Annotated in this window: 20 protein-coding genes; 7 read left to right on the forward strand and 13 right to left on the reverse strand. The window is 61.6% G+C overall.

Annotated elements, in window-relative coordinates; translation table 11 throughout:
- The first annotated feature begins 14 nt into the window (after window positions 1–14).
- Window positions 15–1271, forward strand: coding sequence for a winged helix-turn-helix domain-containing protein (locus DOM57_RS11020; protein ID WP_110649276.1), 1257 nt, complete (start codon window positions 15–17; stop codon window positions 1269–1271).
- A gap of 16 nt (window positions 1272–1287) precedes the next feature.
- Here DOM57_RS11020 and DOM57_RS11025 read toward each other — a convergent pair whose 3' ends face one another.
- From DOM57_RS11025 to DOM57_RS11080, 12 genes are all read right to left on the reverse strand, one after another.
- Window positions 1288–3090, reverse strand: coding sequence for an ABC transporter ATP-binding protein (locus DOM57_RS11025; protein ID WP_110649245.1), 1803 nt, complete (start codon window positions 3088–3090; stop codon window positions 1288–1290).
- Between the two features lie 21 nt (window positions 3091–3111).
- Window positions 3112–4059: an acetamidase/formamidase family protein gene (locus DOM57_RS11030; protein WP_110649246.1), complete on the reverse strand. Its 948-nt coding sequence runs from the start codon at window positions 4057–4059 to the stop codon at window positions 3112–3114.
- Window positions 4059–5675 (reverse strand): ABC transporter substrate-binding protein, encoded by a 1617-nt coding sequence (locus tag DOM57_RS11035; protein ID WP_110649247.1) that lies wholly within the window; start codon window positions 5673–5675, stop codon window positions 4059–4061. Before DOM57_RS11035 ends, DOM57_RS11030 begins: the two co-directional genes overlap by 1 nt.
- A 43-nt stretch (window positions 5676–5718) precedes the next feature.
- On the reverse strand, window positions 5719–6645 hold the full coding sequence (locus tag DOM57_RS11040) for an ABC transporter permease (protein ID WP_110649248.1): 927 nt from the start codon (window positions 6643–6645) through the stop codon (window positions 5719–5721).
- Between the two features lie 2 nt (window positions 6646–6647).
- Window positions 6648–7550 carry an ABC transporter permease gene (locus DOM57_RS11045; protein WP_338056473.1) on the reverse strand — a complete coding sequence of 301 codons (903 nt, stop codon included), beginning with the start codon at window positions 7548–7550 and terminating at the stop codon, window positions 6648–6650.
- 2 nt (window positions 7551–7552) lie between these two features.
- Window positions 7553–8494 (reverse strand): ABC transporter permease, encoded by a 942-nt coding sequence (locus DOM57_RS11050; protein ID WP_110649250.1) that lies wholly within the window; start codon window positions 8492–8494, stop codon window positions 7553–7555.
- Between the two features lie 61 nt (window positions 8495–8555).
- A complete protein-coding gene (locus DOM57_RS11055) occupies window positions 8556–10067 on the reverse strand; it encodes an ABC transporter substrate-binding protein (RefSeq protein WP_110649251.1) in 1512 nt (503 codons plus the stop codon).
- A gap of 22 nt (window positions 10068–10089) precedes the next feature.
- A complete protein-coding gene (locus DOM57_RS11060; RefSeq protein ID WP_110649252.1) occupies window positions 10090–11226 on the reverse strand; it encodes an ABC transporter ATP-binding protein in 1137 nt (378 codons plus the stop codon).
- Window positions 11226–12287, reverse strand: a complete 1062-nt coding sequence (locus DOM57_RS11065) for an ABC transporter ATP-binding protein (RefSeq protein ID WP_110649253.1) — start codon at window positions 12285–12287, stop codon at window positions 11226–11228. Before DOM57_RS11065 ends, DOM57_RS11060 begins: the two co-directional genes overlap by 1 nt.
- A 46-nt stretch (window positions 12288–12333) precedes the next feature.
- On the reverse strand, window positions 12334–13182 hold the full coding sequence (locus DOM57_RS11070) for an ABC transporter permease (protein WP_110649254.1): 849 nt from the start codon (window positions 13180–13182) through the stop codon (window positions 12334–12336).
- On the reverse strand, window positions 13179–13769 hold the full coding sequence (locus DOM57_RS11075) for an ANTAR domain-containing response regulator (RefSeq protein ID WP_110649255.1): 591 nt from the start codon (window positions 13767–13769) through the stop codon (window positions 13179–13181). Before DOM57_RS11075 ends, DOM57_RS11070 begins: the two co-directional genes overlap by 4 nt.
- Entirely contained in the window at window positions 13766–14905 is a 1140-nt protein-coding gene (locus tag DOM57_RS11080; RefSeq protein ID WP_110649256.1) for a transporter substrate-binding protein, read from the reverse strand. The genes DOM57_RS11075 and DOM57_RS11080 overlap by 4 nt, the downstream gene beginning before the upstream one ends.
- Window positions 14906–15347: 442 nt before the next feature.
- On the opposite strand from DOM57_RS11080, the gene DOM57_RS11085 reads away from it, so the two are divergent.
- The 4 genes from DOM57_RS11085 (at window position 15348) to DOM57_RS11100 (ending at window position 19437) form a co-directional block, all read left to right on the forward strand.
- Window positions 15348–15980, forward strand: coding sequence for an OmpW/AlkL family protein (locus DOM57_RS11085; protein ID WP_110649257.1), 633 nt, complete (start codon window positions 15348–15350; stop codon window positions 15978–15980).
- A 215-nt stretch (window positions 15981–16195) separates the two neighbouring features.
- Window positions 16196–18274: an FUSC family protein gene (locus tag DOM57_RS11090; protein ID WP_110649258.1), complete on the forward strand. Its 2079-nt coding sequence runs from the start codon at window positions 16196–16198 to the stop codon at window positions 18272–18274.
- Window positions 18264–18479, forward strand: coding sequence for a DUF1656 domain-containing protein (locus DOM57_RS11095; protein ID WP_110649259.1), 216 nt, complete (start codon window positions 18264–18266; stop codon window positions 18477–18479). The genes DOM57_RS11090 and DOM57_RS11095 overlap by 11 nt, the downstream gene beginning before the upstream one ends.
- 13 nt (window positions 18480–18492) lie before the next feature.
- The gene (locus tag DOM57_RS11100) at window positions 18493–19437 is read left to right on the forward strand and encodes an efflux RND transporter periplasmic adaptor subunit (protein WP_110649260.1); all 945 of its coding nucleotides are present in this window, start codon (window positions 18493–18495) and stop codon (window positions 19435–19437) included.
- 80 nt (window positions 19438–19517) lie between these two features.
- On the opposite strand, the gene DOM57_RS11105 is transcribed toward DOM57_RS11100, so the two are convergent.
- Complete coding sequence (locus DOM57_RS11105) at window positions 19518–20663, reverse strand: M42 family metallopeptidase (protein ID WP_204352937.1); 1146 nt, start codon at window positions 20661–20663, stop codon at window positions 19518–19520.
- 355 nt (window positions 20664–21018) lie between these two features.
- On the opposite strand from DOM57_RS11105, the gene DOM57_RS11110 reads away from it, so the two are divergent.
- The gene (locus tag DOM57_RS11110; RefSeq protein ID WP_110649261.1) at window positions 21019–22356 is read left to right on the forward strand and encodes an arylsulfotransferase family protein; all 1338 of its coding nucleotides are present in this window, start codon (window positions 21019–21021) and stop codon (window positions 22354–22356) included.
- 5 nt (window positions 22357–22361) lie between these two features.
- Window positions 22362–22718 carry a hypothetical protein gene (locus tag DOM57_RS22055; RefSeq protein WP_204352938.1) on the forward strand — a complete coding sequence of 119 codons (357 nt, stop codon included), beginning with the start codon at window positions 22362–22364 and terminating at the stop codon, window positions 22716–22718.
- The last annotated feature ends 89 nt before the right edge of the window (window positions 22719–22807 follow it).

The following is a 22807-nucleotide window of genomic DNA, read 5'->3' on the forward strand; positions in this document are numbered from 1 at the left end:
CAAAGACCGCTCCCATGCCCGCTTCGATTCCCATGCCGCAGCGCCACCTCTCGCTATCCCAAGCCCGCCGTCTTGCCTTGAAGGCGCAAGGCTTTGGCGTCAGCACGCCCGATACGGTCAACCGGGGACACCTCAAGCGCCTTCTCGATCGTCTCGGTGTGCTGCAGATCGACTCCGTCAATGCCCTGGTGCGATCCCACTACCTGCCAGCCTTCTCACGCCTGGGTAGCTATCCGACGACACTGCTCGACGAGGCCGCCTGGAGTCGCAATCGGCATCGCGCGCTGTTCGAATATTGGGGGCACGAGGCCTCACTGCTGCCGCTGTCGCTCTACCCCGCGATGCGCTGGCGCATGCACCGGGCCCGCGATGGCGTCGGCATCTACCGCCATCTGGCCCGTTTCGGCCGCGAACGGCGCGACGTGATCGAGCGCGTGCTGGCAAGCGTCGAGGTGCATGGCCCGCTGGGCGCTGGCGAGTTGAATACCCGCGAGGGGCCTTCCGGCCCCTGGTGGGACTGGAGCGACGAAAAACACGCCCTGGAGTGGCTGTTCGCCGCCGGCGAGGTGACGGTCGCCGGAAGACGCGGCTTCGAGCGCCTCTACGATCTGCCCGAACGGGTGCTGCCGGAATCGATCCTGGCGCCCCCGGAACCCGACCTGCTGGAGGCGCACCGGCAACTGCTTCGACAATCCGCCGAAGCGCTAGGCGTCGCCACCGAGAAGGATCTTCGCGATTACTACCGCCTCGCCCCCGACGACACTCGCAGAGCACTGGCGACGCTGCTCGAGGATGGCACGCTGACGCCGGTGGCGGTCGATGGCTGGCGCCAGCCGGCTTACGTCATCGGCGACCCGGTGATTCCCCGCCGCGTGAACGCCTCGGCACTGCTGTCGCCGTTCGACTCGCTGATCTGGTATCGCGAACGCACCGAGCGGCTGTTCGGCTTCCACTACCGGTTGGAGTTCTACGTTCCTCCCGCCAAGCGGCGTTACGGCTACTACGTGATGCCGTTCCTGCATGGCGGTCGGCTGATCGCCCGGATCGATCTGCGTGCCCGACGCGCCGAGGGTGAATTGAGCGTTCTAGCCGTTCACTCGGAACCCAGCGTGACGTTCGACGATGCCGCCCTCGACGCCCTGGCCGATCAGCTCGAACGGCTGGCGCGCTGGCTCGGGCTACCGCGCATCCATCTCGCTTGCGAGCGGCCGTTGGCGTCGCGTCTGGCCAGCCACTGGCCACTGGACCGCCAACGCCGCCTGTCGCTTTGAGAGTCCGGCCCGCCACTCAAACCGGCATTGGCTCGGCCACGCTGCTGTCTTCCGCATCCGCGGTGCGCGCCACGAAATGGCCTGTCTGCGCTTCGAGATATTCCAGCCTCGGCGCCCGATATCCGCGTGGCTTGATCGGATCGGGCACTTCGCTGGCCTGCAACAGCGCCTTGAAGTCGCGTTTGTGATCGATATCCGGCATCGGCACCGCCGACAGCAGCCGACGCGTGTAGGGATGCCGCGGATCGTGCAGCACCTGCTGGCAATTGCCGATCTCGACGATCTGGCCGCAATACATCACTGCCACCCGATGGCAGACCTGCTCGACCACCGCCATGTCGTGAGAAATGAACAGATAGCTGAGCCCGAGCCGCTCCTGCAGCGACTTCATCAGTTCGAGCACCTGGGCCTGCACCGACACGTCGAGCGCCGAGACCGGCTCGTCGGCAATGATCACGCTCGGTTCCAGCGCCAGCGCACGGGCGATGCAGATACGCTGGCGTTGTCCGCCGGAAAACTGGTGGGGATAGCGAGCCGCCGCATCAGCAGGCAGACCGACCTGTTCCAGCAGCTCGCCGACACGCCGGCGACGTCCGGCACCATCCGCCAGATCATGCACCAGCAGCGGCTCGGCGATCAGTTCGCCGATGGTCTTGCGGGGATTGAGCGCCGCGAAAGGGTCCTGGAAGATCATCTGGATCTCGCGACGCACCGCCTTGAGGGCACTGCCCTTCAAGCCGCTCAGTTCACGTCCGTTCAGGCGCACGCTGCCGGAATGGTCGAGCATGTTCAGCAGCGCCTTGCCGGTGGTCGACTTGCCACAGCCGCTCTCCCCGACCAGCCCCAGGGTTTCTCCCGCCCGGACTTCGAAGCTGACGTTCTCCACCGCGCACACCTCGGTGGCGGGAGCGAAAGGCGAGACGCGCTTGACCGGAAAACGCACGCTCAGCCCGTTCACTTCCAGCACGCGCGGCTGCGAGGTTCTCGGGGGCAGCACCGGGGCGGTGCCCAGGCGTGGCACGGCCGCCAGCAGTTTCCGCGTGTAGGCCGATCGCGGAGCGCTGAACAGCACCCGCGCCGATGCCCGCTCCTCGACCACGCCACGGTTCATCACCACGACATCGTCGGCCATCTCGGCGACCACGCCCATATCGTGCGTGATCATCAGCAGTGCCGTGCCGAACGCCTGCTGTAGCTCGCGCATCAGTTCGAGGATCTGGGCCTGAATGGTGACGTCGAGCGCCGTGGTCGGCTCGTCGGCGATCAGAATCCTGGGACGACAGACCATCGCCATGGCGATCATCACCCGCTGGCGCATGCCACCGGAAAGCTCGTGGGGATACTGCCTTAGCCGCTTCTCCACATGCGGAACGCGCACCGCATCGAGCACCTCGCGGGCCCGGCGCCGGGCGCCATTGCCTTCGTCTAGGCGATGCCGGCGAATCGTCTCCTCCAACTGCTGACCGACCCGCATCAACGGATTGAGCGAGGTCATCGGCTCCTGAAAGATCATCGCGATCTCTCGGCCGCGCAGGCGTGACATCTGACGATCCGACAGACTCAGCAGATCGCGGTCGTCGTAGAGGATCGCACCGCTCGGCAGCGTTGCCACCTTGGGCAGCAACCCCATGATCGCCAGCGACGACAGCGATTTGCCGCTGCCGGATTCACCGGCGATGCATAGCGTGCGGCCGGCATGCAATTGAAAGCTGAGATCGTCGACGACGCGTTGCGCCCCATCGCGCCCGTGCGAGATGTCGATCGACAAGCGCTCGACGGAAAGCACCCGCGAATCCTGGCTGGTTTCTGACGAGGTCACGGCTTCACCTATTGACGGGGCTCATTCGAAGACGATGCGCGGCACATAGAACGACACCACCCAGTTGGGTTGATCGACGATCTCGCTGATACGCAGATCGCCGCATACCGAGCACAGCATGTAGGCCTGCTCCGCCGGCATGTTGCGCGTCTTCACCAGCCACTCGATAGCGCCCTCCACGGCTTGGCGCGCGCCGCTCATCAGGTCGCTGCCGATGCCGGTGAAGACCTCGTAGCCAGCGCCGTCCAGGTGCCGCGTGACCGGCCCCGGCGTCGAGAAGCGCGGCATCGCCAGCGGCGTCTGCTTGATCAGATCCAGCGTCACGCTCACATCCATCGCACTCTCGAGCGCCGTACCGCAGACTTCACCATCGCCTTGCGCTGCGTGGGTATCGCCGATCGAGAACAACGCCCCCGCGACTTCCACCGGCAGGTAGAGCGTGCAGCCGGCACCGATGTCACGAACGTCGAGATTGCCGCCGACCCGACGTGGCGGCACGATAGAGTGGGTGCCGGGTTCGGCCGGTGCCACGCCGATAGTGCCGGCAAACGGCTTGAGCGGTATCCGGGCATGCTCGCCGAACGCCGCCGGCGCCAATGTCCGGGTGTCGTAACGCCAAAGCGCCAATGCCGGTTCGGTGAACTGGTCCGCCAGCAATCCGAAACCGGGAATGTTGGCCGTCCAGCCAAAGCCGGACGGCGTGAACTCCTCGATGGTCACCGTCAGAATGTCACCGGGCTCGGCACCGTCGACGAAGATCGGCCCCGTCACGGGGTTGATGCGGTCGAACGGCATCGATGCCACCGATTCGAGCGTCGACGCCGGCGTGAAGTGCCCGCCGGAAGAGTCGTTGCACTCGAAGCTCAACGTGGTGCCCGGCGCGACCCGCGCGACCGGGGCATTGGCGTTGTCCCATCCCAGGTGGGATTGATGCCCGTGAATCGTCTTGATCAGACCGTGCTCGCACATCATTTCACCCAGATATAGTCATAGTTGACCGGCACGTGGACCGGGTCTACGTAAAGCGCGTCCTCGCCGCCCATGCGCGCGGAGTGCACGGTATAGCGCTGTTCGTTGAAGATCGGCACCCAGGGCGCATCGTCCATGGCCGTGGTGAAGATCTCGCCCCAGCGTTCGGCACGCGCCTCCTGCTGTTCCGGCTTGACCATGGCGTTGGCGGCATCGGCTTCGGCGTCGAGCTTCTCGTTGCAGTACCAGGCCCAGTTCCAGCCACCGGGAACCGCGCCTTCGCAGCCGAGGATCGGCCCCCAGAAATTGGAAGGGTCGGGAAAGTCGGCGATCCAGGCCATGCCGCCGGACCAGATCATCGGCGCCTGGTCCTTGTCGCCACCGGCGGCAATGACATTGGCCTGGGCCAGCGACTTGATCTGGGCACGGATGCCGATCGCCACCAGATCCTGCTGGATCGCCTGGGCGATGCGCGGCTGCGGATCGGTATTCATGACATAGAGTTCGGTATCGAAACCGTCTTTGAAACCGGCCTCCTCGAGCAGCGCCTTGGCTTTTTCGGGATCGTAGGGATAACCCTGGTAGTCCTCGTCATACCCCGGCATGGCCGGTGGCAGCGGTTGGTTGGCCGGCGTGGCGCGACCGTTGATCACACGCACGATGCGATCCTTGTTGATCGCCATGTTGATCGCCTGGCGCACCTTGACGTTGTCCAGCGGCGGTATGGTGACGTTGAGCGTGACGTAACCGGTATGCAACTGATCGCCAACTACCATCAGTTTCTGGAACTCGGGATCGTTCTTGAACTGCAGGAATTGCGCCGGGGGAATGCCATCGCCGGCGATATCCACCTCTCCACGCTGCAGACGCAACAGGGCCACGTTGGGCTCCTGGCCGATCTCGAAGTCGATTTGATCGAGATAAGGGATACCGTCGCGATAGTAGTCGTCATTCTTGACGAAAGTCAGATGCTGACCGAGCGCCCACTCCTTCAACTTGAAAGCGCCGGTGCCGACTGGATGCTTGCCGAAATCGCGCCCCCACTTCTCGACGGCCTCCTTGGGCACGACGGAAGCAAAGTTGAGCGCCATCACGTGGAGGAAGGTGGCATCCGGTGCGCTCAGCGTGATCTGAACGGTATGCTCATCCGGTGTGGTGATGCCGCTCAAGGTCGTGGCGTCGCCGTTAGACTCCTCATCGAAACCGACGATGGAGGAGAAGAATCCGGCACCGGGGCTCTGCGTCCGCGGGTTGACGGTACGCTCGAGCGAGTACTTGACGTCGGCCGCGGTCATCTCGCGACCGTTATGGAACTTGACGCCATGGCGCAGATGGAAAGTGTAGGTGAGCCCATCGTCGGAAATGTCGTAGCTCTCGGCGAGATCGGGCACCAGGTTGGTGGTTCCCGGCTCGTAGTCCATCAGGCCGTCGAAGAGCGACTTGATCATCGACCAGTTCTGCCAGTCGTAGCCGATCGCCGGGTCCAGCGTGGCGACGTCGTTCTGGTAGGTGACGACGATCTCGCCGCCCGGCTTCGGTGCGTCCTGGGCCAGTGCCGTAGCGCTGATTGCGGTCGTCAGTGCGGCCAGGGCCAACCCCTTGAGAATCCTGTGCATGTTGGTTTTCCTTGTTGTGTCCGTGATTTGTCGAACGGATGTTTCAAGCGTGCCTGACATCGATACGCGGATCGACGAAGAGCACCGCCAGATCGGCGACCAGATTGCCCAGTACGATGGCGATCGCCGACAGCGTGGTCACGCCGACGATGATCGGAATGTCCACCTGCTGGATCGCCTGCCAGGCGAGTTGACCGATGCCCGGCCAGCCGAACACGGACTCCACCACCACCAGTCCGCTCATGAAGATCCCGATGTCGATGCCGATCATCGGGATCACCGGAACGATGGCGTTGGGGAGAACGTGCCTGAGCAGTACGCGGATGCGGGTCAGTCCCTTGGCCCGCGCGGTGCGGATGAAGTCCTGGTGCAGCACGTCGATCATCGACGAGCGCACCATGCGCGAGTACCAGCCACTGCCGAGGATGCCGAGCGTGATCGCCGGCAACAGCAGGTGCTCGATGCCGCCATACCCTCCCAGCGGAAACCAGTCGAGCTTCACGGCGAAGAAGTAGAGCGCCAGCATGGCGGCGATAAAATGCGGCGAGGAGACGCCGACGAACGAGAAGGCCATCAATAGCCGATCGAGCGCCGAGTTGCGTTTGATCGCCGCGACGATGCCCAACGTGATCCCGATCAACAGCTCGAAGCCGATACCGGCCGCCATCAGTTGCAGCGACGGCCCGATCCGCGCGGCCATCAGGTCCGAGACCGGCGAGCGCTGGACGTAGGAGCGCCCCAGATCGCCCTGCAACAGGTTGCCCAGATAGCGCAGATACTGCTCGTAGAACGGCAGATCCAGTCCCAGCTGGTGGCGTATATTGGCGACCACTTCCGCCGTGGCGCTGCGCCCGGCGATCTGGCGCGCCGGATCGGCGGGGATCAGGAACAGCAGCAGATACGTGATGAACGTCACGCCGAGCAGGATCAGTGCCGCGGAGAAAAGCCGCTTGGCAACGTACCAGGCCATCGTCAGCGCGCCTCCCGTGGGTCGAGAGCATCGCGTAGGCCGTCACCCAAGATATTGAATCCGAACACCACGACGAAAATACCGATGCCGGGGAACAGCGCCATCCAGGGAGCCTGAACGATGAAGTTCTTGGCGGTGTCTAGCATCGAGCCCCAGCTCGGTGCTGGAGGCTGCTGTCCCAGGCCCAGAAATGACAGGCTCGATTCGGCGATGATCGCGGTGGCAATGGTCAGTGTCGCCTGGACCAGTAGCGGCGTAATCACGTTGGGCAGAATGTAATAGCAAATGATGCGCAGGTCGGAAGCGCCAACGGCACGCGCACCCTCGATATAATCCTCGGTCTTGATCGCCAGCACCTGGCCTCGAGTCAGTCGAGCGAAGATCGGCGAGGCGGCAATGCCAATGGCAATCATCGCATTGTCCAACGATGGGCCGAGAAAGGCTGCGAAGGCAATCGCCAAGATCAGGAACGGGCAGGCAAGCACCGCTTCTACGATGCGCGAAATCACCAACTCCAGAATCCCGCCGTAATATCCGGAGAGCAATCCCAGCGGTACACCGATGCAGAACGCAATTACTACCGAAATCACCCCGGCATACAGCGAAGCGCGCGCACCGAACAGCAACCGGGAAAGGACATCGCGACCGACGTCGTCGGTGCCCAACCAATGTACCGCGGAAGGCGCTTGGCGAATCGATGTCCAGTCATTGGCAGCAGGATCGAATGGCGCCAGCCAGGGTGCGAGCAGTGCGACAGCAATGAACAACATCACCAGCGCGCCTCCCAGCAATGTACTGGGATGACGAAGTAAGCGTCGCCAGACACGTGATGCGGAAGATCGATTGGCCGGTTTGGCAGGAGAGACGCCACCAAAGGCGCGGGAAAGAGTCGTCATTAGCAACATTCTCAAGCGCGCAAGCGTGGATTGAGCAGGTAATAGAGCAAATCGGCAAGCAGGTTCATCAAGATATAGACCGTGCCGGTAAACAGCACGACGCCCTGCACTACCGCATAATCGCGGTTGAATACCGCATCGACGATCAGCTTGCCGAAGCCGGGAATGGTGAATACTTGCTCGGTCAGCACTGCACCGGAAAGCAACTCCCCAAACTGCAGCGTGCCCATCGTCACCACCGGCACCAGTGCATTGCGCAGAGCATGCTTGAGCATTACCACGCGCTCGGATAGCCCTTTGGCCCGCGCGGTTCGTACATAGTCGGCATGGATAGCCGATATCATCGCCGAGCGAGTATGTCGCATCATCACACCAGCGATGGCCGTTCCCAGCACCACCGCCGGCATAATCATCATCTCGAGATTCTGCGCCAGGCTGTCGAGCGGGCTGGTATAACCCGACGCCGGCAACCATCCCCAGCGCACCGAAATCAGCAGGATGAGCATGATTCCCAGCCAGAAGTTAGGGACCGAAATGCCCGACAGCGCCACCACGTTGGCACCGAAATCCCAGCGCGAGCCTTTTTTGATTGCCGATACCAGCCCCGCGGCGATACCGATGACAAGTGCAATCAGCATGGCCAGTATGGCCAGTTCCAGTGTCACCGGCAGCTTGTCCACGATCAGAGACGTGACCGGCTCACGATTGCGTAGCGAAATTCCCAGATCACCATGCAGTGCAGCGATCAGCCAGTGGGCATACTGCACTGGAATCGGGTCATTCAGGTGATACTGCTCGCGAATCGCCTCGATGACCGCGGGATCACGCTCTTCACCGGCCAATGCCAATGCTGGGTCACCAGGCAATAGCAACTGTAGCGAAAACACCATCAAGGTGATCAGGAACAGCGTTGGCAAGGCAATCAACAAGCGTCTGACGATAAAACCTAGCATGCTCAACTCCTTTCCAGCGGTAGGCGCCGCCTGGCAGCGCCCGCGACCGTCCTAAGCGATCTCAGTCGAGACTGACGTCTTCGAGCCTAATCATGCCGTCGGGATAGGGTTTGAAACCGTGAACCCGGCTCGACAGTCCCCAGAACCAGTTGGGGTGATAGAGATAGAGGATTGGCCGATCCTCGAGCAGGATATCTCCGACCGCCGTATAGGCCTTCTGACGCTCAGCCATATCATTGCTGCGCCGCGCAACCTTGAGTTGGCTATCGAGATCGGAGTTGCAGTATTTGCCATCGTTGAGGGTGCCATCGCAGGCTAGGAAAGCGTAAAGGTTGCCGTCCGGATCGGCACGCCCGCTCCAACTGAGCAAGCCCGCCTGGAAATCACCGCTGCTGTAGCGATCCAGCATGCTGGCGAATTCACTAGCGGTGATTTTGACATTGAACCCGGCCTCTCCCACCATCGATTGGATGATCTGTGCGACCCGCATTGAATCCGGGTTGTTGGTTACCATCAGTTCGACATCGACATGATCGACTCCTGCCTCTTTCAATAGCGCCTTGGCATGTTCGACATCACGTGCCGGCAGCGGACGATCGAGATGATAAGGGCTATCCGGTGACAGCGGCTGGTTGTCCGGAGTGAACTCCCCGTCGAAGGCGACCTGATTGATGATGCTGCGATCAATCGCCAGTTCGAATGCTTCGCGCACGCGCGGATCCTGGCCCAGCAGATTATCGGCCTGCGGTCCATGGTCGATATTGATGGTGATACCGCTGTAACCGAGGCTGACAGCCGACTCGAGCTTGAGATCGCTATCCCCGCGAATCCGCTCGAGATCGGCAGTTGCGGCACGATCGATGATATCCAACTGCCCGGCTTGCAGGTTGGCTAGACGCACAGTGGCATCTGGAATCGGCCGGTAGACGACCTCATCCAAGTGGATCGCATCCTTGTTCCAGTACTCGGGAAATTGTTTCAGCACGATCTTGTCCTGGGCGACCCGTTGATCGAATTCGAAAGGCCCAGAGCAGACCGGATGGCGTGAAAAGTCAGCGCCTTCTTTTTCAGCGGCGGTCGGCGAGATCATCATCCCGGCACGATCCGACAGTGCCGCCAGCAAAGGGGCGAATGGCGACTTGAGATACAGCTTGACGGTGTGAGCATCGACGACTTCGATATGATCGATGGCACTGATCTCGTTTTTGCGATTCGAATCCGGCAGATTCAACGAACGTTCCAGATTGTATTTCACCGCATCGGCGTCGAATGGCGTGCCGTCCTGGAATTGCACGCCTTGACGCAGATTCATTGTCAACACGGTCTGGTCATCGTTCCATGACCACTGAGTGGCCAGTTGGGGGACCAAATCGAGCTTCGCACCGACATCAATGAGCTTGTCGCACATGCCTGTGAACACGACGCGCCCAACATAGGAACGTCCCCGGTCCGGATCGAGCATGTCTGGATCTTCGGCCAGGCCAATGGTCAGCGTCTGGGCGATCGCCACTTTGGTGAAGAGTGCGGCGGTCCCGGCCAAAATCAAGCCACAGCGTTTGAAAGACAAGGACATGAAGACTTCCTCCAAATTGTTGTTAGTGATTTGGGGTCGAGCAACGAGCTATGGTTGGACAGTCCGTCGTTGATTGCTGAGCCACCCGCTGTTGTCGAGCAAGTTGTTCCTGGAACAGCGCCAAGCGCTGACGGTAACGTGCCGAGCCCTGCCCATGCGCGGTGGCAATCGGGGTGCCACGATCAGCTTCACGCCAGAAGTGACAAGCCACCTGATGGCTACCGCCTCCTTCGAGGGTTTCTCGCAGCACCGGCGGGTCGCTGTGGCAACGATCGCGAACCAGCGGACAGCGTTCGGCAAAACGACAACCCTGCGCTGCAACCAGCGGACTGGGCGACTCACCTTCGAGCAAATCCCGGCTGGGCCGGATATGTGGATTGGGCTGCGGCACAGCCTCGATCAATGCCCGGGTATAGGGATGACGAGGACGTTCGAATAGCGTGCGAGTATCGGTCAACTCGACAATTTCCCCCAGGTACATCACGCCGACGCGATCGGCCATATGACGGACCACGGACAGATCGTGGGCAATCATCACCAGAGTCAAGCCCAGTTGCGCCTTGAGATCGCCAAGCAGATTGATGATCTGTGCTTGCACCAGGACATCGAGCGCCGAAACCGGTTCGTCTCCCACAATGAACTCTGGCCCACAGGCCAATGCCCGGGCGATACCGACCCGTTGACGCTGGCCGCCGGAAAATTCATGTGGATAACGCTCGGCATGGGCGGCATGCAATCCTACCGTAGCGAGCAACTCGGCGACCCGCGCACGCCGCCGACTGCGTGTCCAGCCATTGATACGCAGCGGCTCCTCCAGAACATCGCCCACCGTCATGCGGGGATTGAGCGAGGAGAAGGGATCCTGGAAGATCAACTGCATGCGTGCGCGCAACGGACGCATCCGGCGTGCCGACCAGTGCGAGATATCCTCGCCATCGAAGATGACACGCCCGCCGCTCGGCTCGAGCAAGCGCAGCATGAGACGTGCCAGGGTCGACTTGCCGCAGCCCGACTCACCCACCAGCGCCAACGTCTCGCCACGCTTGACCTCGAGCGAAATGTCATTGACCGCCCGTAGCATGCCACTCGGGCGTCCGAGCAGGTCTCGCCCGACCGGATACCACTTGCTGATATTGCTGAGGCTCAATAATGTTTCCATCACGCACCGACCTCCTGATAGGCCAGCTGATGCTCGAGTGGAGCCTTCCAGCAAGCGACGGCATGCGTCTCGCTGCCAGCGACCTCACCAAGCGGCGGCACCTGTTCAAGACAGCGCTCGTCGGCAAATGGGCAACGTGTCGAGAAGCGGCACCCGGATGGCATTTCGTTCGGTGTTGGTACCGCACCGGGGATGACCGGCAGACGCTCAAGATTGCCATCGAGACGCGGGATCGAGCTCAACAAGCCGATGGTATAGGGGTGCTGCGGGTCGTCGAACAATTCCACAACACTGGCTTTCTCGATGATCCGTCCGGCGTACATGACCGCCACGTCATCACCGGTCTCGGCGACCACCCCTAGATCATGGGTAATCATCAGCACCGCCGTACCGGTGTCGCATTGCAGGCGTCGGATCAGTTCCAGAATTTGCGCCTGAATGGTCACATCCAGCGCAGTGGTCGGTTCATCGGCAATTAGCAACTGTGGATCGTTGGCCAGTGCCATCGCGATCATTACCCGCTGTCGCATACCACCAGAAAGCTGATGGGGATATTCGTTCAGGCGCTCCTCCGCCGCCGGAATGCGTGCCCGTATTAGCATCTCGACGGCATGTTGACGCGCTTTGTCCGCATTGAGATCGCGGTGACATCGGATAGCCTCGATCATTTGATCGCCGATAGTGAAAGCGGGATTGAGGCTGGTCATCGGTTCTTGAAAGACCATCGCCATGGCATCGCCACGCAGGCGCTCTAGACTGCGCCGCTCCAGGCCAAGCAGTTCACGCCCGTCCAGTCGGATGCTACCACCGAGAATCTCGGCATTGTCGGCCAGCAAGCCCATGATCGAAAGCGAGGTCACGCTCTTGCCACAACCCGATTCTCCCACCAGGCATAGAGTGCGTCCGGCGTTCAGCTCGAAGCTAACGCCATCGAGAATACTCAGGACCTCGGTATCGGCCCGGAATCCCAGACTCAAGTCGTCTACCCGCAGTACGCAATGCTGATCGGGGCTAGCCTTCGCGCCAGTCTCGCTGACAGGTATCGTCGCCAAACGACTCATGTTTGACCTCGTCTTTTTGCAGGCATCAACCTCCCCTCGTTCCACTTCATAAGCGGCCCTTCAAGGTCGGGTCCAGTTCGTCGCGCAGCGCATCGCCGACCAGGTTGAAGCTGAGCGACAGCGCGACGATGGCGATGCCCGGAAACAGCACCAGCCACATCGCCGAGGTGAAGTAGGTCTGACTCTCGAAGATGATGTTGCCCCAGCTCGGCATCGGCGGTTGCACGCCGACCCCCAGGAACGACAGCGTCGCTTCCAACAGCACCGTGGTGGAGATGCCCAAGGTCGCCCAGACCAGGATCGTCGGCAACAGATGGGGCAGCAGATGTGAGAACAGAATACGCAGCGGGCCGGCACCGATGGTGCGCTCCACGGCGACGAAATCCTTGGCCGCGATGGAGATCGTCTGCGCATGGATCACCCGTGCGATCTGCACCCAGTTCACCATCGCGATGACCAGCGCCACGATCCACAGGCTGGGATGCAGGATGGCTGCCAGCGCGATCGCCAGCAGCAGCGCCGGGAACGACATCATCAGGTCGGTGAAACGCATCAGCACCGAGCCGACCCAACCACGCACGAATCCCGCGGTAACACCCACGAGAGTGCCGATGACCACGGCAATGCCGTTGGAAACCACGCCGATGATCAAGGAGGTTCGGGCACCGTATATGATGCGAGACAACAGATCCCGTCCGAGCAGGTCCGTACCGAGATAGAAGTCCGCGCTGGGCGGCAGTGGCGCGCCTTCGATGGTCAAGCCGTCGAAGAATTGCTGAGTGGGATCGCAAGGCGCCAGCCAGGGCGCGAAGAGCGCAGCCACCACGACGATGAGGATGAACAGCAGCGAGATCGCCACGCTCTTGCGCTGGAGCAGTGCCATCAGCAGCGTCATGACGATTGACCTCCTCGGCGCTTAGCGCTGGAGCTCCGCAACAGCAGGCGCTCGGCCGCCTGTTCCAGGCTCAGTCGTTCCTCCATGGCGTAACTGCGCAGCCGCTCGAAAGCCTGCGACTCGTCGCACTCGAACCGCACCATCAAGTGCGCGACGGCACGCGCAAGCGTGCCCTGGCACGCCAGGCGCTGGGCAAGCTGATGGTTGGCGGCCTCCAGTGCCCGGGATTGCTGGCGCAGCTCCTTGGCCATGGCCAGTGTGGTGTAGACCGCACTCTGGGTGACCGGCTTGTTGAGAATGGCCGTGGCTCCCAGGCGTACCGCGCGCTGGATCTGGGACAGCGTCTGATGTTGGGTCATGGCGATGATCGGGATACCGGCACCGCGTACCCGTGCCAGCAATCGATCACTATCGAAATGATCGAGTTCGACGATCACGCCACTCACGTCGTCCAGCGCTGTCGGGGCATCGTTGGCAACCGCGCGCGAACGCAACCCCAATCGATCGAGACTCTTGAGCAGCATCGCCAGCGAACGCGGCTCGCAATCGACCAGCAGCAGATGGGGAGAGAGATCAAGATGGCTCATTTCACCACCCTCAGATTGGGTGCCGATGCCGGATGGAGCGCCAGCGCATGAAAAGAGGAAAGCGAGGTGCGCGTCAGATAGGGATCGGCCTCGAGCGCATCGGGCTCGCGATGGACGATTTCGAAACGGCCATCGCGCGCTTCGGCGATGACGTTGGGTAGCATCAGATGATTGTTATGGGGCTGCAGTGACAACTGCCCCATCGGAGTGGCCTGGGGTTCTCGTTGCAACCAGGCCAGCACGGCTTCGGGGTCGTCATCGGCAATCGCCTCGCAGGCCCGGGCCAGCAGCGTCACGGCGGTGTAGGCACAGGTGTAGCAGCTGGAGAACACGCGCTCGGCGCATCCCATGCGCTGGCGTGCACTGAACGCGTTGCCGGGAACATCAAACCAGGGACCGCTGGAGAGCAGACGGATGTGCTTCAAGCGGGGAATCGCCGGCAACTCGCACTCGGTGAAGTTGCAGCTCAGGACCGGCACGCGACGGCTGGCGCGGGCACAGGCGGTATCGAGTTGTTCCAGAAAAAAATAGGAGGACTCGCCGACCAGATTGTTGAGCACGAAATCGCTTTCGCTGGACATGATCTGTTCGATGATTGATGCAAAATCTCCCTCCCCGAAGTGAAAGTACTTCTCGACGATGACCTCTCCCGCGGCCGCATCGATCAGTTCGCGGGCGATACGATTGCTCTCCCATCCCCAGACGTAGTTCGAGCCGATCAGAACACCGCGCTTGCCGTATTGGCGGAGCACGTAGGCGAGCAACGGTACGAGATTCTGGTTCGGGCTGCCGCCCAGATAGACTACGCTTTCGCTGCATTCGAAACCTTCATAGGGGCTCGCATACCAGAGCTGCGCCCCGGCCCGCTCGAGATCGGGCACGATATCCTTGCGGCTAGCCGACGTCGTAGTACCCACCACGTGACGAACTCCGCGCTGGAGCAGCGATTCGATGCCCCGGTGATAACCCTCGAGCCGACCACGCGGATCGGCCTCATGCACGATCAGGCGCAGATTCTCCTTCCGTTGATTGATCTCGTCGATCGCACGCAATGCACCGCAGCGCGCGTGATTGCTGATGCGCTGATAAGTCCCCGATGTCGAATAGAGCACCCCGATGGGTAACGTGAGCGTCATGAACGATTCCATAAAAAAAAGCCCGGACGTCCGTGAAGACATCCAGGCTTCATTGCCGAGCGCCAATCAGCGCATTGTGCTACTCAAGATTTACAGGCCGAGGGCCAGACTTGGACTTGATATCGAGTTGTATAGAAGAAGCGTGCCAATTCGGATAGCTTCCCTTGAAAAACAATATGGTTACTTTGCGCAACACGCTGCCATTCAGCATACTGCGGAAGCACTTGCACTAAATTCATCGTTCCAAACACGCCCTTGCACCAATACGATCCGCATACCATACCTTCCATCCGTAGCCCGTAGCCCGTAGCCCGTAGCCGCATCTTGCGACAAATAACCACACTAACAATATGGTTATTAAGATGTATACTGATTTCATCGTCATCGCGGTCGGGTTGGCCGCCGGGGCGAGCGCAAGAGGGTTCACAAGGGAGCGCCATCAATGAATACGATTCTTCGTCGTTTTTCCGTCGCTGGGCTGGCGACGATCACCGTGCTGGGGACCGGCAATGCCTTTGCCTACGGCGCCGGCGACTGGTTCACCCACTTCGGCGTGGCCAAGGTTTCGCCCAAGAGCGACAACGGCCATTTCGGCGGCCTCGATATGGATGTCGACGTCGATGACGACACCGGCTTCGCCTTCACCCTCGGCTATCGTTTCCTGGACAATTGGGGCGTCGAGTTGCTGGCGGCGCAACCGTTCAAGCATGATATCAACCTCAACGGCGACGATCTTGCCTCCACCAAGCACCTGCCGCCGACCCTGACCCTGCAATACTATCCGCTTGGTGGCACCGATGCCTGGGTGCAGCCGTACATCGGCGCCGGCGTCAATTACACCCACTTCTCCGATGAGGATCTGGATGTCGGCAGCCTGGATCTGGACGACTCCTGGGGCGCCGCCGGTCAGCTGGGGGTCGATCTGCTGGTCGACGATCACTGGTCGTTCAATGCTGCCGCCTGGTACATCGACATCGACTCCGACGCCACCGCCAAGGTCGGCGGCCAGTCCTACGACACCACCGTGCATATCGATCCATGGGTCGTCATGGCAGGTGTCGGTTACCGCTTCTGATCACCGAGTCACTTGTGCTGTTTTGGCCACCGCCCGGTGGCCTTTTTTATTCGAAGATTTTCCCCTCCCGGCCTCATCTCCCACCAAGCTAGCCCGATGCCGTACGGAATCGGTGGACAAAAGTCACATAAGATGAAACACTTCGCAGCCTAATTTTAACGCTGCTTTTGACTTTGCTTCCCGTGAATGTCCGCACTCACGGGCGTCGCTCTTTTATGATTCGAATTCCTGCCGATCACTGGCTCCTGGCATTGAGAACCGTGCTCGCCGTCTGGCTGGCGCTGTTTCTCTCCCTGCGTCTCGATCTCTACCAACCGGCCTGGGCGATGATGGCGGTGATGATCGTGACGCTGCAGCCGGTCATGTTCACCGGCGGCACGCCGCCGATCGGCATCATCATCGGGCGCGGCCTGGCGCGCCTGTTCGGGACATTGTTCGGCTCCATCGTCGGCCTGGTATTGATCGTGCTGTTCGGTCAGCAGCCGATGCTCTATCTGCTGTTTTCCGGCGGCTGGCTGGCTTTCTGCCTCTATTGGGTGATGCTCGAGCAGGATGAGTATCTCGGCTACGTGATGATGTTGAGCGGCTACACCTCGACGTTGGTCTCGCTGACCGCCATCGGTACCGGCGTGGAGGATATCTGGTCCGTGGCCCAGGGACGTTTCAGCGAGACCGCCCTGGGCATCGGCTGCGCGCTCGTGGTGCACGTCGCGATTGCCCCCCGCTTCGGCAGTCGCGCACTGCCGGGAGCGCTTTCCGAGTTTCTCTCCAAGGCAGCGACCGAGACGTTGGCCGCGATGGAGACCGTCCGCCCTCGCGAGACCCGCGACGCTCGGCTAAAGGCGCTGCTGCAGCACCACCAGCAATTCGAGCAACTACGCGGATTGACCCGCCTCGAAACGCGCCGGCTGAGCCATTTCATCCCCGCACTGGATCGCTTCGCCAGCGATAGCCTGGCACTGCTCACCGCCGTTCGGGAACTGGAAACGGCGCTCGACTATCTGCGTGAATGCGACGATGGCGAACACTGGTTGCGCCAGTTGAAACGGCAGGCCACTCCCCTGCTCCAGGCAATCGAGGCAGCACCGGACGGTAGTCCCGGCGAGCATCTGCAACTGGCTGATTTCGTCTGGGACGAAGACGAGGTCGAACCCCGCTCGCGGACACGAGCCGAACTGGTCAGGCAACGCCTGGGAGAGGTGCTGGGACTTCTGCAACACGGCCACCACCTGCGCAACGCGCTCGATGACCCGGCGTCCTCCAAGGTCAAGACACTGCCCCGTTCACGCCGTTCGCGCACGACGCACAACGAGCATTTCGTCGCGCGCTACAATGCGTTTCGTCTGTTCATCTCCGTCGAGTTGCTGGGTCTGTTCTGGATACACAGCGGCTGGCACTCCGGCTACCTGGCGATGATGCTGCTCGGCGTGTTTACCATGCTGTTCGCCAAGGCGCCCGATCCCGCCGCCGTGGTCTATCAGTTCCTGTGGGGAACGATCGCCGCGGTGATCCTCGGCGGCATCCTGTTGTTTCTGGTGTTACCAGTCATCAACGGCTTTCCTTTACTGGCCATCGCCATTGGTATCCCGGTCGCCATCGGAACCCTGATGACGCCGCATCTCCGCTGGTCGCTGATCGGCATGGCGGGCGCCATCGTCATGATGACACTGCTCAATCTCCACTCGACCTACACCTTTTCGCCGGCCAGCTACGTCAACGGCGGCTTGGCCTCGATCATCGGCACGCTCGCTTCCATGGTGACCTTCTCGCTACTCCGGCAACGCTCCCCGGCAGAGCGTATCGAGACACTGATGAACGCCTACTGGCGTGGCCTCAGGCGCCTGATGCAGGACCGCGCTCTGCCCAATCGGGCGCGCCTGGAAAGCCGTCTCTACGATCGCCTCGGGCGTCTGGTCGCCTTGGGCGGCACCGACAAGGCATTGCGCGAGGCGGTCGACTTGCATGCCATGGCGCTGTGCGTGTGGCGGATACGGCGCCTGCGTGATGACATCGGCCCCCGGCACAACGACATCGAGACCTGGTTGGCGACCATCGGCTCCCGTCTCGCCACGCATCACCACGACCCGAAGATGTGGCAAACCCTGACCGATCAGGCGCAGGGCTGGGTCTCGCGGCTCTACCACGAAGCCCATCTGCCGATCGCCACCATCGGCGAATTCGCCATGCTGAGGCAGTTGATGCGCAACGCCCCCGGTATCGAGCTCGAGAGCAGCAATCAGGCAGAGCGGCAACCCTCATCCACCACGGCGGAAAATCCCAAGCATGCTGGTTGAATGGTCATTTCTCGGTTTCCTGTTGCCACCGTTAGCCGTACCGGTGCTACTGGCGCTCGGCTGCTATGTCCTGTTACGCCGTCTGCTCGTCCGCTTGAAACTCTATCACTGGTTCTGGCAGCCGGTGCTTCTGGATATCGCCATTTACGCCTTGCTGTTGTGGGCCGTGCTGACGCTCACCGGCTCACTACCGCTTGCAGGATAAGGAACAGGTATCGATGAATTGGCCAACCGGGCTTCGTAAAACGGTTCGACTGCTGTTGACCCTGGCCGTGGTCGCCGCCGCCATCGTCGCCGTCGCCCAGATCTGGAATCACTACATGCACGACCCCTGGACCCGGGACGGCCGCATTCGCGCCGACGTGGTCAACCTGGGTACCGACGTCGCCGGCCTCGTCGACAACCTCGAGGTACACGATAACCAGTTGGTGAAGAAAGGCGATGTGCTGTTCACCATCGACCAGCAGCGTTACCAGTTGGCGCTGGATGAAGCCAAGGCCAACCTCAGCCAGCTCGAACAGCAGCGCGACGAGGCCCAGGCCGCCAACAGCCGCCGCCAGCGCCTGCACGATTACGTCTCGCAGGAAGACAAGGACAATGCCCGCTTCGCCCTGTTGACGGCCCAGGCCGCCGTGCAGCAGGCGCGGGTCGCGGTCGCGCAGGCCGAGCTGGACCTCGAGCGTGCGACGGTGCGGGCGCCGGTGGACGGCTATGTCACCAATCTGCTGCTGCGCCCCGGGCAGTACGTCAGTGTCGGCACCGATGCCTTGACACTGATCGACGCCAACAGTTTCTACGCCTTGGGTTATTTCGAGGAGACCAAGCTCGATAGCGTCCACATCGGCGCGCCGGTCCGCGTACAGTTGCTTGCCGGCGATGAGCCGATCTGGGGCCATGTCGATAGTTTCGCCCGCGGCATCACGGACAACAGCCTGAGCAGCCAGGACAACGGCCTGGCCGCGGTCAATGCCTCGTTCGACTGGGTGCGTCTGTCGCAGCGCATTCCGGTCCGCATCGCCCTCGACGAGATCCCCGAAGGCACCAAGCTCTCCGCCGGCCTGACCGCCACCATCTATCTCGACAGCGACCGCCAGGCGCGCGAGAACAGTCATGACTGGTGGCAATCGCTGCGCCGTCGCTGGGAAAGCCTGATCAGCATCTGATCCGATAACGACAGCGCCCCCGATGATGACTCTTCGGGGGCGCCTGGATTACGCCAGCGCGTCGTTAGTCGAACGCGTCCTTAGTCGAAATAGCTGAACGTTTCTCCCGGCTCGATATTGAGCAGGGTGTGGTAGATCAGCTCGATCACGTTTTCGACGTCCTGCTTGTGGACCATCTCGACGGTGGTGTGCATGTAGCGCAGCGGCAGCGAGATCAAGGCCGAGGCGACACCGGAATTCGAGTAGGCGAAGGCGTCGGTATCGGTGCCGGTGGCGCGCGAGCGCGGCAGGCGCTGGAACGGGATCTTCTGCTCGGTCGCGACCTCGATCAGACGTTCGCGCAGCTTGTTCTGGATCGCCGGCGCGTAGCAGATCACCGGGCCGTCGCCGATCTTGTTGGCTCCTTCCCGCTTGGGTTCGATCATCGGCGTCGAGGTGTCGTGGCTGACGTCGGTGACGATGGCAACGTTGGGGTTCAGACGCTCGGCGATCATTTCCGCGCCGCGCAGGCCGACTTCTTCCTGCACCGCGTTGACGATATACAGACCGAAATCGAGCTTCTGCTTGCGCGCCTTCAGCAGCCGCGCCACCTCGGCGATCATGAAGCCGCCGATGCGGTTGTCGATGGCGCGGCAGACCAGCTTGTCGCCGTTGAGCACCATGAATTCGTCGGGATAAGTGATCACGCAGCCGACGTGAACGCCGAGCGCCTCGACTTCATCCCTGGTGCTGCAACCAACGTCGATGAAGATATTGTCGAGCTCCGGCGGCTTCTCCTTCGGCCCCTGGCGGCGGGTGTGAATCGCCGGCCAGCCGAACACGCCCGGCACGATACCATTGTCGGTGTGGATGTTGACCCGCTTGGAAGGTGCGATCTGATGGTCGCTGCCACCATTGCGGATGACATAGATCAGGCCGTTGTCGGTGATGTAGTTGACGTACCAGGAGATCTCGTCGGCATGCCCTTCGATCACCACCTTGTAGTCGGCGTCCGGATTGATCACGCCGACGGCGGTGCCGTAGGTGTCGGTGATGAATTCGTCGACGTAGGGTCGCAGATAGTCCATCCACAGCTTCTGGCCTTCCCACTCGTAGCCGGTGGGCGAGGCGTTGTTCAGATAGCGCTCGAGAAACGCCATCGCATCCGCGTTCAGCGGTGCCGTACCGCGCTTGGTGCTCTTGGCCGTCTTGGACGTTTTGGTACTCTTGCCGGTGCCTTTGCTCATGCCGGATTCCTTTTTCAGGCTAACAGTCCCCTAGCTTAACAGCCTCGGCGGCCGGGAATCTTGCGCAAGCGCGGATCGAGCCCGTTCCAATTCGGGGTTGTTGGCGGCACCATGCCAGCCCCTCGCGCCGGTCACTCGGCAACCACACTCACCTGCCGTTACAAAGCGTCGGACTTGCCGGCAAATCGGTTAACAAAAACCTCATGTCATTTTCCGTTTACGTTTCTTAAGCTGAATAAGCAATAACGACCGACGCAGGAAGCGTCGGCTCGGGCGGCCCGGACCAGATCAACGCCAACATGGCCGCCCCCGGGGTGAATTGAAGGGGCTATCGCAGCAACTTCAGGAATGGTCAATGCACAACTCGGATCGTGCCGGCTTCGCCATCTTCTGCGTGGCGATTGCATTCATTGCTTTCATTGGTGGGGCTTTCGTGATTCTCACCAAAACGTTTCCCTATGCCTATCTGGACGACGCCTATAAGGCAGCAGGCGCCCTCGTCAAGCAGTACGCCTCGGATGACCTCTATGCCGACTCCGACCTGTGGCGCGAAGCCCGTCGCAGCGACCAGGGCGTGACGATCGACGACGCCTCGAAGGCCTACGACGGGTTGACGCTCTACACCTCCGGCGACGGTACCTACGCCAATCTGATCGATATGCAGGGCAACGTGGTGCATCACTGGGAGTTGCCCTACAGCGCCATCTGGGACGAAAGCCCGGTCGGCCGCGATCCACGTCCGGACGATCATATGTACTGGCGCAAGGCAAGACTGATGCCCAACGGCGATCTGGTGGCGATGTATATCGCCGACAACGATACGCCGTGGGGTTACGGGCTGGTCCGGCTGGACCCGGATTCCAACGTGGTGTGGAAATACCATGCCAGCACTCACCATGATCTCGACATCACGCCGGATGGCGACATCGTGACTCTGACGCACGAGTTCACCCAGCAGAAGGTTCCTGATCTCGGGGCGCTGGAGTACCCCTGGCTGAACGATTATCTGGTGGTCCTGGACGGCGAAACCGGAGAGGAGATCAGCAAGGTGTCGCTCGGCGACGCCTTCATGGATTCCCCTTTTGCCAGCCTGTTCTATGCCGTGCCGAGCTTCGCCATGGAAGATCCGCTGCATACCAACAGCGTGCAGTATCTGGACGACGAGTTGACCCAGGCGTTCGCCCCCGCCAGGGGCCGCGCCGGTCAGGTGATGCTGTCGTTCCGTCATCCCGGTGCAGTGGCGCTGGTCGATCCCGGCAGCGGCGAGATGACCTGGGCAACCAAGGGCCCCTGGCTCGGCCAGCACTATGCGCGGGTGCAGCCCAATGGCAACTTCACCCTGTTCGACAACCTGGGGAATTTCGAGCCGGACAACCGCACGCGGATATTGGAAGTGAACCCAACCAGCCATGCCATTGTCGCAAGTTATACCGGGAGTGAAGAACATCCCTTCGACAGCGGACTGCGCGGCGCCGCAGAGACGCTGCCGAACGGCAACCGGCTGATCACCGAGTCCGATGGCGGCCGGGTGTTCGAGGCGACTCCACAGGGAGACATCGCCTGGGAATTCATCAATCCCGTGCGCGGGGGAGACAAGGATCAGTACATCCCCGTTGTCTCATCGGGCCAACGCATTACCGTTGCAAACCTCGACGCGGATTTCCGCGCCGATCTCGACACCACTGGGAGGTGATCGTCATGACGCGTTTGACCAAGCGATACGACAAGTTCCTGCTGACGGGCCTGCTCGCCGTTGGCGCCACCCTGCCACTGACCGCCGAAGCCTATGTCGGCCCAGGTGCGGGGCTCAGCCTATTGACCGCTCTCTGGGGCATCGTCGCCGCGATCGGCATGGCGGTCTTCTTCGTGATCATGTGGCCGATCCGCCGCATGCGCCGCCGGCGCAAGGCCGAGGCAGCCGCTGCCGATGCAGGTGCCGAGGGTTCGGGCGTGGCCCAGGCGCGCTCCGCACAGGACGAGCCGGCAGCGGGAACGAACGCCCCGCACAACGACGATACGGCATCCGGTACCACGCATGCCGGCCACCGTTCCTGACCGACCTTGATGGCGCGGCCGGCAGACGGCAGGGATACCGCGCCGAGCCGCGCCCCGAACCATGGTTGAAGCAGGTGAGCATCTCGCCG

It is taken from the genome of Salinicola peritrichatus (assembly GCF_003206715.1).
Taxonomy (GTDB): domain Bacteria; phylum Pseudomonadota; class Gammaproteobacteria; order Pseudomonadales; family Halomonadaceae; genus Salinicola; species Salinicola peritrichatus.

Bases quoted from the DNA above. Each gene is read 5' to 3' on its own strand.
- DOM57_RS11020 (WP_110649276.1), top strand. From the start codon at position 15: ATGCCCGCTTCGATTCCCATGCCGCAGCGCCACCTCTCGCTATCCCAA.
- DOM57_RS11030 (WP_110649246.1), bottom strand. From the start codon at position 4,059: ATGTGCGAGCACGGTCTGATCAAGACGATTCACGGGCATCAATCCCAC.
- DOM57_RS11035 (WP_110649247.1), bottom strand. From the start codon at position 5,675: ATGCACAGGATTCTCAAGGGGTTGGCCCTGGCCGCACTGACGACCGCA.
- DOM57_RS11040 (WP_110649248.1), bottom strand. From the start codon at position 6,645: ATGGCCTGGTACGTTGCCAAGCGGCTTTTCTCCGCGGCACTGATCCTG.
- DOM57_RS11045 (WP_338056473.1), bottom strand. From the start codon at position 7,550: ATGTTGCTAATGACGACTCTTTCCCGCGCCTTTGGTGGCGTCTCTCCT.
- DOM57_RS11050 (WP_110649250.1), bottom strand. From the start codon at position 8,494: ATGCTAGGTTTTATCGTCAGACGCTTGTTGATTGCCTTGCCAACGCTG.
- DOM57_RS11055 (WP_110649251.1), bottom strand. From the start codon at position 10,067: ATGTCCTTGTCTTTCAAACGCTGTGGCTTGATTTTGGCCGGGACCGCC.
- DOM57_RS11060 (WP_110649252.1), bottom strand. From the start codon at position 11,226: ATGGAAACATTATTGAGCCTCAGCAATATCAGCAAGTGGTATCCGGTC.
- DOM57_RS11065 (WP_110649253.1), bottom strand. From the start codon at position 12,287: ATGAGTCGTTTGGCGACGATACCTGTCAGCGAGACTGGCGCGAAGGCT.
- DOM57_RS11070 (WP_110649254.1), bottom strand. From the start codon at position 13,182: ATGACGCTGCTGATGGCACTGCTCCAGCGCAAGAGCGTGGCGATCTCG.
- DOM57_RS11075 (WP_110649255.1), bottom strand. From the start codon at position 13,769: ATGAGCCATCTTGATCTCTCTCCCCATCTGCTGCTGGTCGATTGCGAG.
- DOM57_RS11080 (WP_110649256.1), bottom strand. From the start codon at position 14,905: ATGACGCTCACGTTACCCATCGGGGTGCTCTATTCGACATCGGGGACT.
- DOM57_RS11085 (WP_110649257.1), top strand. From the start codon at position 15,348: ATGAATACGATTCTTCGTCGTTTTTCCGTCGCTGGGCTGGCGACGATC.
- DOM57_RS11090 (WP_110649258.1), top strand. From the start codon at position 16,196: ATGATTCGAATTCCTGCCGATCACTGGCTCCTGGCATTGAGAACCGTG.
- DOM57_RS11095 (WP_110649259.1), top strand. From the start codon at position 18,264: ATGCTGGTTGAATGGTCATTTCTCGGTTTCCTGTTGCCACCGTTAGCC.
- DOM57_RS11100 (WP_110649260.1), top strand. From the start codon at position 18,493: ATGAATTGGCCAACCGGGCTTCGTAAAACGGTTCGACTGCTGTTGACC.
- DOM57_RS11105 (WP_204352937.1), bottom strand. From the start codon at position 20,663: ATGAGCAAAGGCACCGGCAAGAGTACCAAAACGTCCAAGACGGCCAAG.
- DOM57_RS11110 (WP_110649261.1), top strand. From the start codon at position 21,019: ATGCACAACTCGGATCGTGCCGGCTTCGCCATCTTCTGCGTGGCGATT.
- DOM57_RS22055 (WP_204352938.1), top strand. From the start codon at position 22,362: ATGACGCGTTTGACCAAGCGATACGACAAGTTCCTGCTGACGGGCCTG.